This window comes from Streptomyces sp. BHT-5-2 (genome assembly GCF_019774615.1).
Lineage (GTDB): Bacteria > Actinomycetota > Actinomycetes > Streptomycetales > Streptomycetaceae > Streptomyces.
Map to the genome: position 1 here is coordinate 3,078,248 of NZ_CP081496.1, position 12,751 is coordinate 3,090,998.

The 12,751-nt window shown below is 72.2% G+C and carries 15 protein-coding genes; 11 read left to right on the forward strand and 4 right to left on the reverse strand.

Going from position 1 to position 12,751, the window contains the following annotated elements; all coding sequences use genetic code 11:
• Positions 1 to 92: 92 nt before the first annotated feature.
• From leuC to K2224_RS13710, 5 genes are all read left to right on the forward strand, one after another.
• Positions 93 to 1,526, forward strand: coding sequence for a 3-isopropylmalate dehydratase large subunit (leuC, locus tag K2224_RS13690; protein ID WP_221906829.1), 1,434 nt, complete (start codon positions 93 to 95; stop codon positions 1,524 to 1,526).
• Between the two features lie 3 nt (positions 1,527 to 1,529).
• Positions 1,530 to 2,123, forward strand: coding sequence for a 3-isopropylmalate dehydratase small subunit (gene leuD, locus K2224_RS13695; RefSeq protein ID WP_221906830.1), 594 nt, complete (start codon positions 1,530 to 1,532; stop codon positions 2,121 to 2,123).
• Positions 2,124 to 2,259: 136 nt separating this feature from the next.
• Positions 2,260 to 2,505 carry a hypothetical protein gene (locus K2224_RS13700; RefSeq protein ID WP_221906831.1) on the forward strand — a complete coding sequence of 82 codons (246 nt, stop codon included), beginning with the start codon at positions 2,260 to 2,262 and terminating at the stop codon, positions 2,503 to 2,505.
• A 125-nt stretch (positions 2,506 to 2,630) separates the two neighbouring features.
• Positions 2,631 to 3,296: an HU family DNA-binding protein gene (locus K2224_RS13705; RefSeq protein ID WP_221906832.1), complete on the forward strand. Its 666-nt coding sequence runs from the start codon at positions 2,631 to 2,633 to the stop codon at positions 3,294 to 3,296.
• Between the two features lie 99 nt (positions 3,297 to 3,395).
• Complete coding sequence (locus tag K2224_RS13710; protein ID WP_221906833.1) at positions 3,396 to 3,599, forward strand: hypothetical protein; 204 nt, start codon at positions 3,396 to 3,398, stop codon at positions 3,597 to 3,599.
• Here the strand turns inward: K2224_RS13710 and cofC are convergent.
• A complete protein-coding gene (gene cofC, locus K2224_RS13715; RefSeq protein WP_260692583.1) occupies positions 3,580 to 4,344 on the reverse strand; it encodes a 2-phospho-L-lactate guanylyltransferase in 765 nt (254 codons plus the stop codon). The two genes, K2224_RS13710 and cofC, sit on opposite strands and share 20 nt — an antisense overlap.
• A gap of 140 nt (positions 4,345 to 4,484) precedes the next feature.
• On the opposite strand from cofC, the gene K2224_RS13720 reads away from it, so the two are divergent.
• The 3 genes from K2224_RS13720 to K2224_RS13730 all read left to right on the forward strand — a co-directional run bounded on the left by K2224_RS13720 (position 4,485) and on the right by K2224_RS13730 (position 7,596).
• Positions 4,485 to 5,351 carry a 1-acyl-sn-glycerol-3-phosphate acyltransferase gene (locus K2224_RS13720; RefSeq protein ID WP_221906834.1) on the forward strand — a complete coding sequence of 289 codons (867 nt, stop codon included), beginning with the start codon at positions 4,485 to 4,487 and terminating at the stop codon, positions 5,349 to 5,351.
• Entirely contained in the window at positions 5,348 to 6,349 is a 1,002-nt protein-coding gene (locus tag K2224_RS13725; RefSeq protein WP_221906835.1) for an NAD(P)H-dependent glycerol-3-phosphate dehydrogenase, read from the forward strand. Before K2224_RS13720 ends, K2224_RS13725 begins: the two co-directional genes overlap by 4 nt.
• Before the next feature lie 92 nt (positions 6,350 to 6,441).
• Positions 6,442 to 7,596, forward strand: coding sequence for a D-alanine--D-alanine ligase family protein (locus tag K2224_RS13730; RefSeq protein WP_221906836.1), 1,155 nt, complete (start codon positions 6,442 to 6,444; stop codon positions 7,594 to 7,596).
• A 258-nt stretch (positions 7,597 to 7,854) separates the two neighbouring features.
• Here K2224_RS13730 and K2224_RS13735 read toward each other — a convergent pair whose 3' ends face one another.
• Together K2224_RS13735 and K2224_RS13740 are read right to left on the reverse strand one after the other, a co-directional pair.
• Positions 7,855 to 8,349: a DUF3515 domain-containing protein gene (locus K2224_RS13735; RefSeq protein ID WP_221906837.1), complete on the reverse strand. Its 495-nt coding sequence runs from the start codon at positions 8,347 to 8,349 to the stop codon at positions 7,855 to 7,857.
• A 9-nt stretch (positions 8,350 to 8,358) separates the two neighbouring features.
• Positions 8,359 to 8,592: an Lrp/AsnC family transcriptional regulator gene (locus K2224_RS13740; protein ID WP_018541151.1), complete on the reverse strand. Its 234-nt coding sequence runs from the start codon at positions 8,590 to 8,592 to the stop codon at positions 8,359 to 8,361.
• Positions 8,593 to 8,750: 158 nt separating this feature from the next.
• Between K2224_RS13740 and K2224_RS13745 the strand changes: the two genes are divergently transcribed.
• Both K2224_RS13745 and thiD read left to right on the forward strand, forming a co-directional pair.
• Positions 8,751 to 9,719, forward strand: a complete 969-nt coding sequence (locus tag K2224_RS13745; protein WP_221906838.1) for a thiamine-phosphate kinase — start codon at positions 8,751 to 8,753, stop codon at positions 9,717 to 9,719.
• 31 nt (positions 9,720 to 9,750) lie between these two features.
• On the forward strand, positions 9,751 to 10,569 hold the full coding sequence (gene thiD, locus K2224_RS13750; protein WP_221906839.1) for a bifunctional hydroxymethylpyrimidine kinase/phosphomethylpyrimidine kinase: 819 nt from the start codon (positions 9,751 to 9,753) through the stop codon (positions 10,567 to 10,569).
• A gap of 95 nt (positions 10,570 to 10,664) precedes the next feature.
• On the opposite strand, the gene rpmB is transcribed toward thiD, so the two are convergent.
• Positions 10,665 to 10,850 carry a 50S ribosomal protein L28 gene (gene rpmB, locus K2224_RS13755; RefSeq protein WP_006602870.1) on the reverse strand — a complete coding sequence of 62 codons (186 nt, stop codon included), beginning with the start codon at positions 10,848 to 10,850 and terminating at the stop codon, positions 10,665 to 10,667.
• A 234-nt stretch (positions 10,851 to 11,084) separates the two neighbouring features.
• Between rpmB and K2224_RS13760 the strand changes: the two genes are divergently transcribed.
• Positions 11,085 to 12,737 (forward strand): DAK2 domain-containing protein, encoded by a 1,653-nt coding sequence (locus tag K2224_RS13760; protein ID WP_221906840.1) that lies wholly within the window; start codon positions 11,085 to 11,087, stop codon positions 12,735 to 12,737.
• Positions 12,738 to 12,751 lie beyond the last annotated feature (14 nt).

Genomic DNA, 12,751 nt, shown 5'->3' on the forward strand with positions numbered 1-12,751 from the left:
CCAGGGCCCGGCGTCAGGCCCGCCAGGGGACACGGGCGGGCATCGCGCACAGACGAGCAAGGCCGGCACTGCGGCCGGCCGGAGGGAAAGCGATGGGACGGACACTTGCGGAGAAGGTCTGGGACGACCATGTCGTCCGGCGCGCGGAAGGCGAGCCCGACCTTCTCTTCATCGATCTGCACCTGCTGCACGAGGTCACCAGCCCGCAGGCGTTCGACGGTCTCCGCAAGGCCGGCCGCCGGGTGCGGCGGACGGACCTGACCATCGCCACCGAGGACCACAACACCCCGACCCTCGACATCGACAAGCCCATCGCCGACCCGGTCTCGCGGACCCAGCTGGAGACCCTGCGCAAGAACTGCGCGGAGTTCGGTGTCCGGCTGCACCCGCTGGGCGACGTCGAGCAGGGCGTCGTCCACGTCGTGGGACCGCAGTTGGGACTGACCCAGCCCGGCACCACCGTGGTCTGCGGTGACAGCCACACCTCCACCCACGGCGCGTTCGGCGCGCTGGCGTTCGGCATCGGCACCAGCCAGGTCGAGCACGTCCTGGCGACCCAGACGCTGCCGATGGCGCCGTTTCGGACCATGGCGATCACCGTGGACGGCGAGCTGCCCGACGGCGTCACCGCCAAGGACCTGATCCTGGCGATCATCGCCAGGATCGGCACCGGCGGCGGCCAGGGCTACGTCATCGAGTACCGCGGCGCGGCCATCGAGAAGCTGTCGATGGAAGCCCGGATGACCATCTGCAACATGTCGATCGAGGCGGGCGCCCGGGCCGGCATGATCGCCCCCGACCGCACCACCTTCGACTACCTGCAGGGCCGTGACCACGCGCCGCAGGGCGCCGACTGGGACGCCGCCGTCGCGTACTGGAAGACGCTGCGCACCGACGACGACGCGGTCTTCGACGCCGAGGTCGTCATCGACGCCGCCGAGCTGGCGCCGTTCGTCACCTGGGGCACCAACCCCGGCCAGGGCGCGCCGCTTTCGGCGCGCGTCCCCGACCCGGCTTCGTACGAGGACCCCTCGGAGCGGCAGGCCGCCGAAAAGGCCCTGGAATACATGGGGTTGACGGCGGGTCAGCCGCTGCGTGAGATCTCCGTGGACACCGTCTTCGTAGGTTCGTGCACCAACGGCCGCATCGAGGACCTGCGCTCGGCGGCCTCGATCCTCCAGGGCCGCAAGGTGGCCGACGGCGTGCGGATGCTCGTCGTCCCCGGTTCGGTCCGGGTCGCGCTGCAGGCCGTCGAGGAGGGGCTGGACAAGGTCTTCACCGGCGCCGGCGCCGAATGGCGGCACGCGGGCTGCTCGATGTGCCTGGGCATGAACCCCGACCAGCTGGCGCCCGGCGAGCGCTCCGCGTCCACCTCCAACCGCAACTTCGAGGGCCGGCAGGGCAAGGGCGGCCGCACCCACCTGGTCTCGCCCCAGGTCGCCGCCGCAACGGCGGTTCTCGGCCATCTGGCCTCACCGGCCGACCTGGTCGGCCAGTCCGACGTCGCCACGCCCGCGGGAGTCTGAACCATGGAAGCTTTCACCACCCACACCGGCCGGGCCGTTCCGCTGCGCCGCAGCAACGTCGACACCGACCAGATCATCCCCGCCCACTGGCTGAAGAAGGTCACCCGCGACGGCTTCGAGGACGGGCTCTTCGAGGCATGGCGCAAGGACCCGGAGTTCGTCCTCAACCAGGAGGCCCACAAGGGCGCCACGGTGCTGGTCGCCGGCCCCGACTTCGGCACCGGTTCCTCGCGCGAGCACGCCGTGTGGGCGCTGCAGAACTACGGCTTCAAGGCCGTCGTCTCCTCGCGGTTCGCGGACATCTTCCGCGGCAACTCCCTCAAGAACGGCCTGCTGACGGTGGTCCTGCCGCAGGAGACCGTGGACCGGCTGCAGAAACTGGTGGAGTCCGACCCGACCGCCGAGGTGACGGTCGACCTGGTCGCACGCGAGGTCCGCGCCGAGGGCGTCACCGCCGCCTTCGAGCTGGACGAGAACGCCCGTTGGCGGCTGCTGGAGGGTCTGGACGACATCAGCCTCACCCTTCGGGAGGAGTCCGCCATCGCCGCGTACGAGGTGAACAGGCCGTCGTTCAAACCGCGTACCATCGAGGTCTGACCTCGGGTTTTATGGCTCAAAGGCTTATTGCGTACGATGCGCCCCCTGTGCAGTTGGCAGGGGGCGCATCGGCGTGTGGAGGCCGGTGTTGAGGCCCCGTGAAGCGACAACTCGCCGCAGATGGCACAATTAGCGCATGGAACGCGACGACCAACTCGAGCTCTACGGTTTCGTCGCCGACCGACTCAAGGACGCACACGCAAGAGTGCGGACACTGCAAGTCCCGGAGGGCGTACGGATGGCGCTGACCCGGAAGCTGCTCGTCATCACGGCCGCGGCTAAACACGATCTTGCGGACGCGGCAAGGCGTCTGGAGTGGTTCATGCACGACCTTGACGAAGGTCGTTATCCCGAAGATGTGCATGCCGACGGAAGTCCGTGAAGGTCGAGTCCGTTGCGGCACAAGGGTGATTAGCCCGTTTCGTGTTTGATTTGCGGTATATATCTGCCTAACGTGCGAAAAAGCTTGGAAACTTTCGTTCCAGCAATGTCTCCGAAGGGGAAGACGTGAACAAGGCGCAGCTCGTAGAAGCCATTGCCGACAAGCTCGGCGGCCGCCAGAACGCCGCGGACGCGGTGGACGCCGTACTGGACGCAGTCGTCCGTGCAGTTGTCGCCGGCGACCGGGTTTCGGTCACCGGATTCGGCTCGTTCGAGAAGGTGGACCGCCCGGCCCGTTACGCGCGCAACCCGCAGACGGGTGAGCGGGTGCGGGTCAAGAAGACCTCGGTGCCCCGTTTCCGCGCCGGTCAGGGCTTCAAGGACCTGGTGAGCGGCTCGAAGAAGCTCCCCAAGGGCGGTGAAGTCGCCGTCAAGAAGGCGCCCAAGGGCAGCCTGACCGGCGGCGCCAAGCCCACCGTGAAGAAGGCCGCGGCGAAGAAGGCCGTCGCCAAGAAGGCCGCCGCCAAGAAGGCGGCGCCGGCGAAGAAGGCGGCGGCGAAGAAGACCACGGCGAAGAAGACGACCGCGAAGAAGACCACGGCGAAGAAGGCGGCGCCCGCGAAGAAGGCGACCGCCGCCAAGAAGGCCACCGCGGCGAAGAAGGCCACCGCGAAGAAGACGACGGCGAAGAAGACCGCGCCCGCGAAGAAGGCCACGGCGAAGAAGGCTCCCGCCAAGAAGGCCACGGCGCGCAAGACGACCGCCAAGAAGACCACCGCCCGCAAGCGGTAGTTCCACGGCGACGCAACGCCAAGCGCCGGGCCGGTCTCCCTTCCGGGGAGCCCGGCCCGCGGTGCGTGGCCCACCGGGCGCCCCGTCTACGCTGGCCCCATGCAGGCCACCGCGTACACCTACGACGAGACGACCCGTTCCGGCAGCGTGCTGCTGGACGACGGGACCCCGCTGCCCTTCGACGCGGCGGCCTTCGACGCCGGCGGCCTGCTCCTGCTGCGGCCCGGTCAGCGGGTCCGTATCGAGGTCACCGGCGAGGGTGACGCCCGGCGGATCGTCCTCGTCACGCTCCAGACGCTCTGACCTGGGGCTCCGCGCCGCTCCGGGCACCCGGCAGGCCCACGACCCCGTACCCCCCGGCGTGGCCGGACACCGGCACGGCCTCCGCCCGCGCCGCCCAGCCCGGCACGCGGGGGGCCTGCCGCGCGGTGTGCGGGCCCACCCCCAGCGCCAGCGCGGCCCGGAGATCCTCCCCGGTGTCCACGTCCCGGCGCACCGACGGCACGTCCGGCACGGTGATCTCCCGCGCCCCGGACGCCAGGTGGCGGGCCCGGGAGGGGCCCCCGAAAGCCGGGTCCAATTCCGTGCCGGAAGTCGCGGACAGAAGTGTTGTCCCGATATCCGCCGCATCCGCGAGAAATGCCCGTGGAAATAGCGCCGCAGAATGGAGCACCACGGCCAGCTCGGCCGGGCGGAGCGCCGGCAGATCGGCGTTCAGCGCGGCCACCGGCGCACCCGGCCGCCGGGCCCTTACCACGGCGGCGCCGTGGGCCAGTGCGGCATTCAGCCCGTTGGCCGGAGCGTCCGGCACGATGCGCGCCCCCAGCGCCGCCAAGTGCTCCCCGGCCACCGGATCGTCCGTGACAACCGCCACATCGCGCACGTCCGTGCAGGCCAGCGCGGCCGTCACGGTGTCCAGTGCGAATGCCAGCGCCAGCTTCGGCCGGAACTCCTCGCCGGCCGCCCCGGACAGCCTGCTCTTGGCCCGCACCAGCGGTTTCAGCGGGACTACGAGGCTCCAGGCCACAACCGCTCCGTCTCTTCGCATCGGGTTCATTCTCACCTGCCGCCGGAAGCTTTCCGGAGTGGCGGGGTTACGGTGTTCTCGACATAGCGGGTACTCGGGGCGACACTTGTGCGGCTGCCGGCTCGCAGCAGCTTCGCAGGTCCCACAAGGAGGGTGTCCCAGTGTCCCGCCGCAGAATCGGCTTCTGGTACCGCTTGGCCGCGGTCATCTGCAAACCGCCGCTCTTGGTTCTGTTCAAGCGGGACTGGCGGGGAATGGAGCACATTCCGGTCGACGGCGGTTTTATTACCGCGGTCAACCACAACTCGTATCTTGATCCGCTCTCCTATGCGCACTATCAGTACAACACCGGGCGGGTCCCCCGATTCCTCGCCAAGGCCGGACTCTTCAAGAGCGGCTTTGTCGGCATGGTGATGCGCGGAACGGGGCAGATCCCGGTCTACCGGGAAACCACCGACGCCGCCACCGCGTTCCGGGCCGCCGTGCACGCCATCGAGAAGGGCGAATGCGTCGCCTTCTACCCCGAGGGCACCCTCACCCGCGACCCCGCGATGTGGCCGATGCAGGGCAAGACCGGCGCCGCCCGGGTCGCGCTGCTGACCAAGGCGCCCGTCATCCCCGTCGCCCAGTGGGGCGCCAACGACGCGATGCCGCCCTACGCCAAGGAGCAGAAGCTCCGGCTCCTCCCGCGCAAGACCCTGCGGGTCAAGGCCGGTCCACCGGTCGACCTCAGCGAGTTCCACGGCAAGGAGCCCACCGCCGAGGTGCTGCGCGCCGTCACCGAGAAGATCATGGCCGCCATCACGGCGGAACTGGCCGTGCTGCGCGGCGAGACCGCGCCGGCCGAACCGTTCGACTACCGCAAGGAGATCGCCCGGGAGCGGCGGGCCGCCCGCGAGGCCGCCCGGGCCGCGGAGGCGGCCGGCACCGACGACACCGCACGGGAACCGGCCGGGTCCACCGCTCCGGCGGCTCCCGCGCAGCAGGCCCGAAGCAACCGGCAGGCACAGGAGGATGAAGGCAAGTGACGCGCTGCGCCGTCTTCGGCACGGGGTCCTGGGGCACCGCATTCGCGATGGTGCTCGCCGACGCGGGATGCGAGGTGACCCTGTGGGGGCGCAGAGCGGCCCTCGTCGACGCCATCAACACCGGCCGCACCAACCCCGACTACCTCCCGGGCGTCCAACTGCCCGAGGGCGTACGGGCCACCACCGACCCGGCCGAGGCCGCCCGCGGCGCCGACTTCACCGTCCTCGCCGTGCCGTCCCAGACGCTGCGCGCCAACCTCGCCGAGTGGGCGCCCCTGCTGCCCTCCGACACGGTCCTGGTCTCCCTGATGAAGGGCGTCGAACTCGGCACCGCCAAGCGCATGAGCGAGGTCATCGAGGAGGTCGCCAAGGTCCCCGCGGACCGCGTCGCGGTGCTCACCGGCCCCAACCTCGCCAAGGAGGTCGCCGCCCGGCAGCCCGCCGCCGCCGTGGTGGCCTGCGCCGACGAGTCCGTCGCCCGGCGCCTCCAGACCGCCTGCCACACCGCGTACTTCCGCCCGTACACCAACACCGACGTGGTGGGCTGCGAACTGGGCGGCGCGGTCAAGAACGTCATCGCGCTCGCAGTCGGCATCGCCACCGGCATGGGACTGGGCGACAACGCCAAGGCGTCCCTGATCACCCGCGGACTGGCCGAGACCACCCGGCTCGGCCTGGCCATGGGCGCCGACGCGCACACCTTCGCGGGCCTGGCCGGCATGGGCGACCTCGTCGCCACCTGCTCCTCGCCGCTCTCCCGCAACAACACCTTCGGCACCAACCTCGGCCGGGGCATGTCGCTGGCGGAGACCATCGCCGTCACCAAGCAGACCGCCGAGGGCGTCAAGTCCTGCGAGTCCGTGCTCGATCTGGCCCGCCGGCACGGCGTCGACATGCCGCTCACCGAGACCGTGGTGGAGATCGTCCACGAGGGCAAACCACCGCTGGTGGCCCTCAAGGAGCTGATGTCCCGCACCGCCAAGCCGGAACGGCACTGACCGCGACGGGGCGCACGGCACCGCGCCGCCACGCCCCGACCGGCCGCCGCCGCGCCGACGCAACTCCTACCAGCAGGTACCCTCAAGCCGATATGAGCAGCGAGACCTCCACCCACAAGCCCCGCGTCGCCGTCGTGTTCGGCGGTCGCAGCTCCGAGCACGCCATCTCGGTGGTCACCGCCGGAGCCGTGCTGGCCGCCATCGACCGCGACAAGTACGACGTGCTGCCCATCGGCATCACGACCGACGGCCGCTGGGCGCTGACCGCCGACGACCCCGGGCGGATGGCGATCACCGACCGGAAGCTGCCCAGCGTGGCCGAGCTGACCGAGGGCGACGAGGGCGCCGTGGTGCTCTCCGCCGACCCCACCAGCCGCGAGGTGGTCTACACCGAGCCCGGAGCGGTCCCCAAGGCGCTCGGCGAGGTCGACGTCGTCTTCCCCGTGCTGCACGGCCCGTACGGCGAGGACGGCACGCTGCAGGGCCTGCTGGAGCTGTCCGGGGTGCCCTACGTCGGCTCGGGCGTGCTCGCCTCGGCCGTCGGCCAGGACAAGGACTACATGAAGCGGGTGTTCGCCTCCTTCGGGCTGCCGGTCGGCCCGTACGAGGTCATCCGCCCGCGCGAGTGGGAGACGTCCGCTCCGAACGGAGAAAAGGGCTCGGCCGCGCGCAGGAAGATCGTGGACTTCGCCGCCGAGCACGGCTGGCCGTTGTTCGTGAAGCCCGCCCGGGCCGGCTCGTCCATGGGCATCAGCAAGGTCGACGACCTGTCCGGGCTGGACGAGGCCGTCGAGGAGGCCCGGCGCCACGACCCGAAGATCATCGTGGAGTCGCTGCTGCGCGGCCGCGAGATCGAGTGCGGGGTGCTGGAGTTCGAGGACGGCCCGCGGGCCAGCGTGCCGGCCGAGATCCCGCCGGTCACCGCCCACGACTTCTACGACTTCGAGGCCAAATACATCGACTCCGCCGCCGGCATCGTGCCGGCGCCGCTGACCGAGGAGCAGACCGAAAAGGTCCGGGAGCTGGCGGTCGCGGCCTTCGAGGCGGCGTCCTGCGAGGGCCTGGTCCGCGCGGACTTCTTCCTGCAGGACGACGGCGAGTTCGTGATCAACGAGATCAACACGCTGCCCGGTTTCACGCCCATCTCGATGTACCCGCGGATGTGGCAGGAGAGCGGCGTGAGCTACCCCGAACTCATCGACCGGCTCCTCCAGGCGGCCCTGACCCGCTCGACGGGACTGCGCTGAGGCCGAACCGAGGCTGAGAGCGGGCCCCGGGCCGAGGAGGGGCCCGCACCGCGAGCGGGCGGTGTTCGGGGCCCGGGCCCTTGGGGGTTGGGCGAACGGATCCCCTAGGGGACGTGAGCGCCCCTTGCGGGGCCCAACGCGGCGGGCCGGGGCCGGTATTCCGGTGTGCGGCGGCGGGGGCGGGGCGCCCCAGGGCATCGCCACCGCAGAGGCCCTCGTACGAGGAAGCCCCTCGTACGAGGACGGGCGCCCGCTCGCCTACACCCCCGCCGGGATGGTCTTCTTCACCGCGGCCGCGAGGTCCGGCAGGACGTTGACCTCCGGGGCGTACCTGCCCGGTACGGTCACCTCGACATAGATCTTGCGCAGCACCGTCGTGAAGCGGTAGCCGTCGTCCTGCTTCTCGAAGAGCCACTGGACGCCGTCGACTTCCGCCGAGTCGGTGTCGGGGTTGTAATGTTCACTCCCGTGTCTGAGCACCTCCGGCTTGGGCACCCCGCAGCGCAGCTCCACGGCAGGATCGCCCCATATGGCAGTGAAGTCCGAGACCGGCTCGGCGGTACCCCGTCGCAGTCCGTCCACGGTCCGCGGCAGGTCCTGGTGGAGCGCCCGGCAGTTCTCCGCGCTCCCGCCGGTGGGGGAGGGCGGCGCCACCTCCGTCGCGGACGAGCAGCCCGCGAGCGCGGACACCGCGACGAGCAGGGGCAGTGCGGCCAGGTACCGGTGTCTTGCGCGTCTCACCCGGCCGAGCATACGGGGGAGCTAGAGATGGACCACCGGGCAGGTGAGCGTCCGCGTGATGCCTTCCACTTGCTGGACTTTCGCGACCACCATGCGACCCAGCTCGTCGACGGTGTCCGCCTGCGCGCGCACGATGACGTCGTAGGGTCCGGTCACGTCCTCGGCCGTCAGCACGCCGGGGATCTTCGCGATCACCTCGGCCACCGCCGAGGCCCTGCCGACCTCGGTCTGGATCAGGATGTAAGCCTGTACCACGGAACCTCCAGGGCGGCTACGAGGATCATGTGGGAAGAAGGGACGCCACGGTACCGCGTCACCGAGCGGAGCGGGGAGACCCGCGCGGTGAACTGGGCCGGTGCGGCGCAGTCGTCAGCCACGTACGGACCGTCCGTACACATCGGAAGGGCAACAGCATGAAGGGCACCGTGGGCGAGCTGGGGGAGTTCGGGCTTATCAGAGAGCTCACCTCCCGGCTCACCTCCACTCCCGCCGTACGGATCGGGCCGGGGGACGACGCCGCGGTGGTCACCGCGCCGGACCGCAGGGTCGTCGCCAGTACCGACATTCTCCTCGAAGGACGGCACTTCCGCCGCGACTGGTCCACCGCCTACGACGTCGGCCGCAAGGCCGCCGCGCAGAACCTCGCCGACATCGCGGCGATGGGCGCGGTGCCCACCGCGATCCTGCTCGGCCTGGTCGTCCCCGCCGAACTCCCCGCGACCTGGGCGACCGAGCTGATGGACGGGCTGCGCGACGAGTGCCAGGTGGCCGGCGCCGCGGTGGTCGGCGGGGACGTCGTCCGCGGCGACACCATCACCGTCGCCATCACCGCCCTCGGCGACCTGCGCAACCAGGAGCCGGTGACCCGCGCCGGCGCGCAGCCCGGCGACGTGGTCGCGGTGACCGGCTGGCTCGGCTGGTCCGCGGCCGGCCACGCGGTGCTCACCCGCGGCTTCCGCTCCCCGCGCGCCTTCGTGGAGGCGCACCGCCGCCCCGAACCGCCCTACCACGCGGGCCCGGCCGCCGCGGGCCTGGGCGCCACCGCCATGACCGACGTCAGCGACGGTCTTGTCGCCGACCTCGGGCACATCGCCGAGGCCAGCAAGGTCCGCATCGACCTGCGGTCCGCCAACATCGACATCCCCTCGCAGATGTCCGACATCGGCACCGCCGTCGGCGTGGACCCGATGCAGTGGGTGCTCAACGGCGGCGAGGACCACGCGATCGTGGCCACCTTCCCGCCCGACGTGAAGCTGCCCGCCCGCTGGAAGGTGATCGGCGAGGTCCTCAACCCCTCGGCGCTGCCCCAGGTGACCGTGGACGGCGCCCCCTGGGCGAAGGCCGGCTGGGACCACTTCGGGGACAACGGGGACGCCGACTAGCCCCGGAGGGCGGCCCGGTAGATTCGCCCGCATGCACACACCTCCCCGCGTCCTGACCGTCGCCGGCTCCGACTCCGGCGGCGGTGCGGGCATCCAAGCCGACCTGAAGACGATGCTGGCGCTGGGCACCCACGGCATGAGCGTGCTCACCGCCGTCACCGCGCAGAACTCCCTCGGCGTCCAGGGCGCGTGGGAGCTGCCCGCGGAGGCGGTGCGCGCCCAGTTCCGCAGCGTCGTCGACGACATCGGCGTCCAGGCCGTGAAGACCGGGATGCTGTCCTCGGCCGAGCTCGTCGGCACCGTCGCCGAACTCCTCGCCGGACTCCCCGTCCCGGTCGTCGTCGACCCCGTCGGCGTCTCCAAACACGGTGACGCGCTGCTGGCCGCCTCGGCGCTGGACGCGGTCCGCGGCGCGCTGCTGCCGACCGCGACGGTCGCCACCCCCAACCTCGACGAGGTGGCGCAGCTCACCGGTATACGGGTGCGGACCGCGGACGGGATGCGCCGGGCCGCCGAGGCGATCCTGGCGTTCGGGCCGCGCTGGGCGCTGATCAAGGGCGGCCATCTGCCGGCCGGCGCCCCGGACGCGGCCGGCGAGGCCGTCGACCTGCTCACGGACGGTGCCCAGGAGCACTGGCTGCGCGCCCCGCGCCACGACAACCGGCACACCCACGGCACCGGCTGCACCCTCGCCAGCGCCCTGGCCGCGCGGCTCGCGCACGGCGACACCGTCCCGCAGGCCGCCGCGGCCGCGAAGGAGTACGTCAGCGGTGCGATCGCGGCCGGTTTCCGGCTGGGCGCGGGCATCGGGCCGGTCGACCACGGGTGGCGGCTGCGCGCGGCGCACTGACCACGGCGTCCGGTCATGCAATGGCAGAAGCCGGTCCACCTTTGCGGTGGACCGGCTTCACAAGCAACCGGCGGGGCTGCGCTACGGCTAAGGCGTCAGCGCGAGACCTTGCCGGCCTTGATGCACGAGGTGCAGGCGTTCAGCTTCTTCGGCGTGCGCCCGATCACTGCACGCACCGTCTGGATGTTGGGGTTCCAACGACGGTTGGTACGGCGATGCGAGTGCGAGACACTCTTGCCGAAGCCCGGCCCCTTGCCGCAGACGTCGCAGTTGGCAGCCACGGGTCACTCCAAAGACTTCAGATGCACTTACGGTGAGATCCCACCGGGCCGAGTGCATGGCCGTGCCGGCGCCGATGGGAGAGGAATGGCCCGATTTTCATCGGGCAACCGGAGCAGCATACAACGGCCGCTCCCGCAGGACGAAACTACCACGCACCCTCCGGCCCCCGCCCCGGCCGTCCCGGCGGACGCGACTACTGTGCGGGTGCATCCCGCGACCCTCAGGAGGACGACGTGCCCCACCCGCTCGACGCCGCCGCCGTCCGCGCCTGGTGCGGGCTGGCCCTGGAGGCGCTCGGACGGGAGCGCGAGCGGATCGACGCGATCAACGTCTACCCCGTCGCCGACGGCGACACCGGCACCAACCTCTATCTGACGGTGGAGTCGGCCGCCCGCGCGGTCGAGGCCGCCTTCGACGGCCACGGCTCGGCCGGCACCGCGCCCGGCCTCGCCGACGCCGCGGGCGCCATGGCGCACGGCGCCCTCATCGGGGCGCGCGGCAACTCCGGCACCATCCTGGCCCAGCTGCTGCGCGGCATGGCCCAGGTGCTGGCGACCGCCCCGGCCGGCGGCGAGGCGGGTGCGGACGCGCTGCGGCGGGCGCTGCGGCGGGCCGCTTCGGCCGCCTACGAGGCGGTCGCGCACCCCGTGGAGGGCACCGTGCTGACCGTGGCGACGGCCGCCGCCGGCGCCGCCGAGCAGGCCGCCGGCGAGGCCGCCGACGTCGCCCGGGCCGCCCACCGGGGCGCCGCGGAGGCGCTGCGGGCCACCCCGGGGCAGCTCGCGGTGCTGGGGACGGCGGGCGTGGTGGACGCGGGCGGCTGCGGGCTGGTGGCCCTGCTGGGCGCGCTCGCCGACGCGCTGTCCGGGGAGGTCGGCGCCGCCCCCGTCGCCGTACGGGCCGACGGGCCGCTGCCGGAGCCGGCCGGCTGCGCGGCGGCGGACCCGGAGGCGGCGGGCTGCGCCGATCCGCACGCCGGCGGGCCCGCCTTCGAGGTGATCTACCTGCTGGAGGCCGGGGACGGCGAGGTGGCCCGGTTGCGGGCCCGGCTGGACCGGCTCGGCGACTCGCTGGTGGTGGTCGGCGGGGACGGCCTGTGGCACGTCCATGTCCACGTCGACGACGCCGGGGCCGCGGTGGAGGCCGGGATCGAGGCCGGCCGGCCGTACCGGATCCGGATCACCCACTTCGGCGCGGGCGGCCGGACCAGGGAGCCCGCGCTGGCGGCCCGGGCCGTGGTCGCGGTGGTGCCCGGTGCGGGCCTCGCCGGGCTGTGCGCGCAGGCCGGCGCGACCCCGGTGACCGTACGCCCCGGGGAGCCGCCGGCCAGTGGCGAACTGGTCCAGGCGATCCGGCAGGCCCGCGCCCGCGAGGTGATGCTGCTGCCCAACGACCCGGAGCTGCGGCACACCGCGGCGGCCGCCGCCGAGCAGGCCCGCACCGAGGGCGTACGGGTCGCCGTCATCCCCACCCGCTCCGCCGTCCAGGGGCTGGCGGCGCTGGCGGTGCACGAGCCGGGGCGCAGCTTCGACGAGGACATGGTCGCGATGACCGCGGCGGCCGGCGCCACCCGCTACGCCGAACTGGCCGTCGCCGAGCACCGTTCCTGGACGATGGCCGGGGTCTGCCAGGCCGGCGACGTGCTCGGCCTGATCGACGGGGACGTCGCGGTGATCGGGCCCGACCTCGTCCGCACCGCGACGACGGTGCTGGACCGGATGCTCTCCGCGGGCGGCGAGCTGGTCACCCTCGTCCTCGGCGCGGACGTCCCCGAATCCCTCGCCGAACGGCTGGAACGGCACGTCCGGGAACGCCATCTCGCGGTGGACACCGTCGTCTACGAGGGCGGCGAATACGCGGCGCCGCTGCTGATCGGCGTGGAATAGCGCGCCGCGCCGCG

Bases quoted from the DNA above. Each gene is read 5' to 3' on its own strand.
- leuD (WP_221906830.1), top strand. From the start codon at position 1,530: ATGGAAGCTTTCACCACCCACACCGGCCGGGCCGTTCCGCTGCGCCGC.
- K2224_RS13745 (WP_221906838.1), top strand. From the start codon at position 8,751: ATGAAGGGCACCGTGGGCGAGCTGGGGGAGTTCGGGCTTATCAGAGAG.
- K2224_RS13710 (WP_221906833.1), top strand. From the start codon at position 3,396: ATGCAGGCCACCGCGTACACCTACGACGAGACGACCCGTTCCGGCAGC.
- thiD (WP_221906839.1), top strand. From the start codon at position 9,751: ATGCACACACCTCCCCGCGTCCTGACCGTCGCCGGCTCCGACTCCGGC.
- K2224_RS13730 (WP_221906836.1), top strand. From the start codon at position 6,442: ATGAGCAGCGAGACCTCCACCCACAAGCCCCGCGTCGCCGTCGTGTTC.
- K2224_RS13700 (WP_221906831.1), top strand. From the start codon at position 2,260: ATGGAACGCGACGACCAACTCGAGCTCTACGGTTTCGTCGCCGACCGA.
- K2224_RS13735 (WP_221906837.1), bottom strand. From the start codon at position 8,349: ATGCTCGGCCGGGTGAGACGCGCAAGACACCGGTACCTGGCCGCACTG.
- cofC (WP_260692583.1), bottom strand. From the start codon at position 4,344: ATGCGAAGAGACGGAGCGGTTGTGGCCTGGAGCCTCGTAGTCCCGCTG.
- leuC (WP_221906829.1), top strand. From the start codon at position 93: ATGGGACGGACACTTGCGGAGAAGGTCTGGGACGACCATGTCGTCCGG.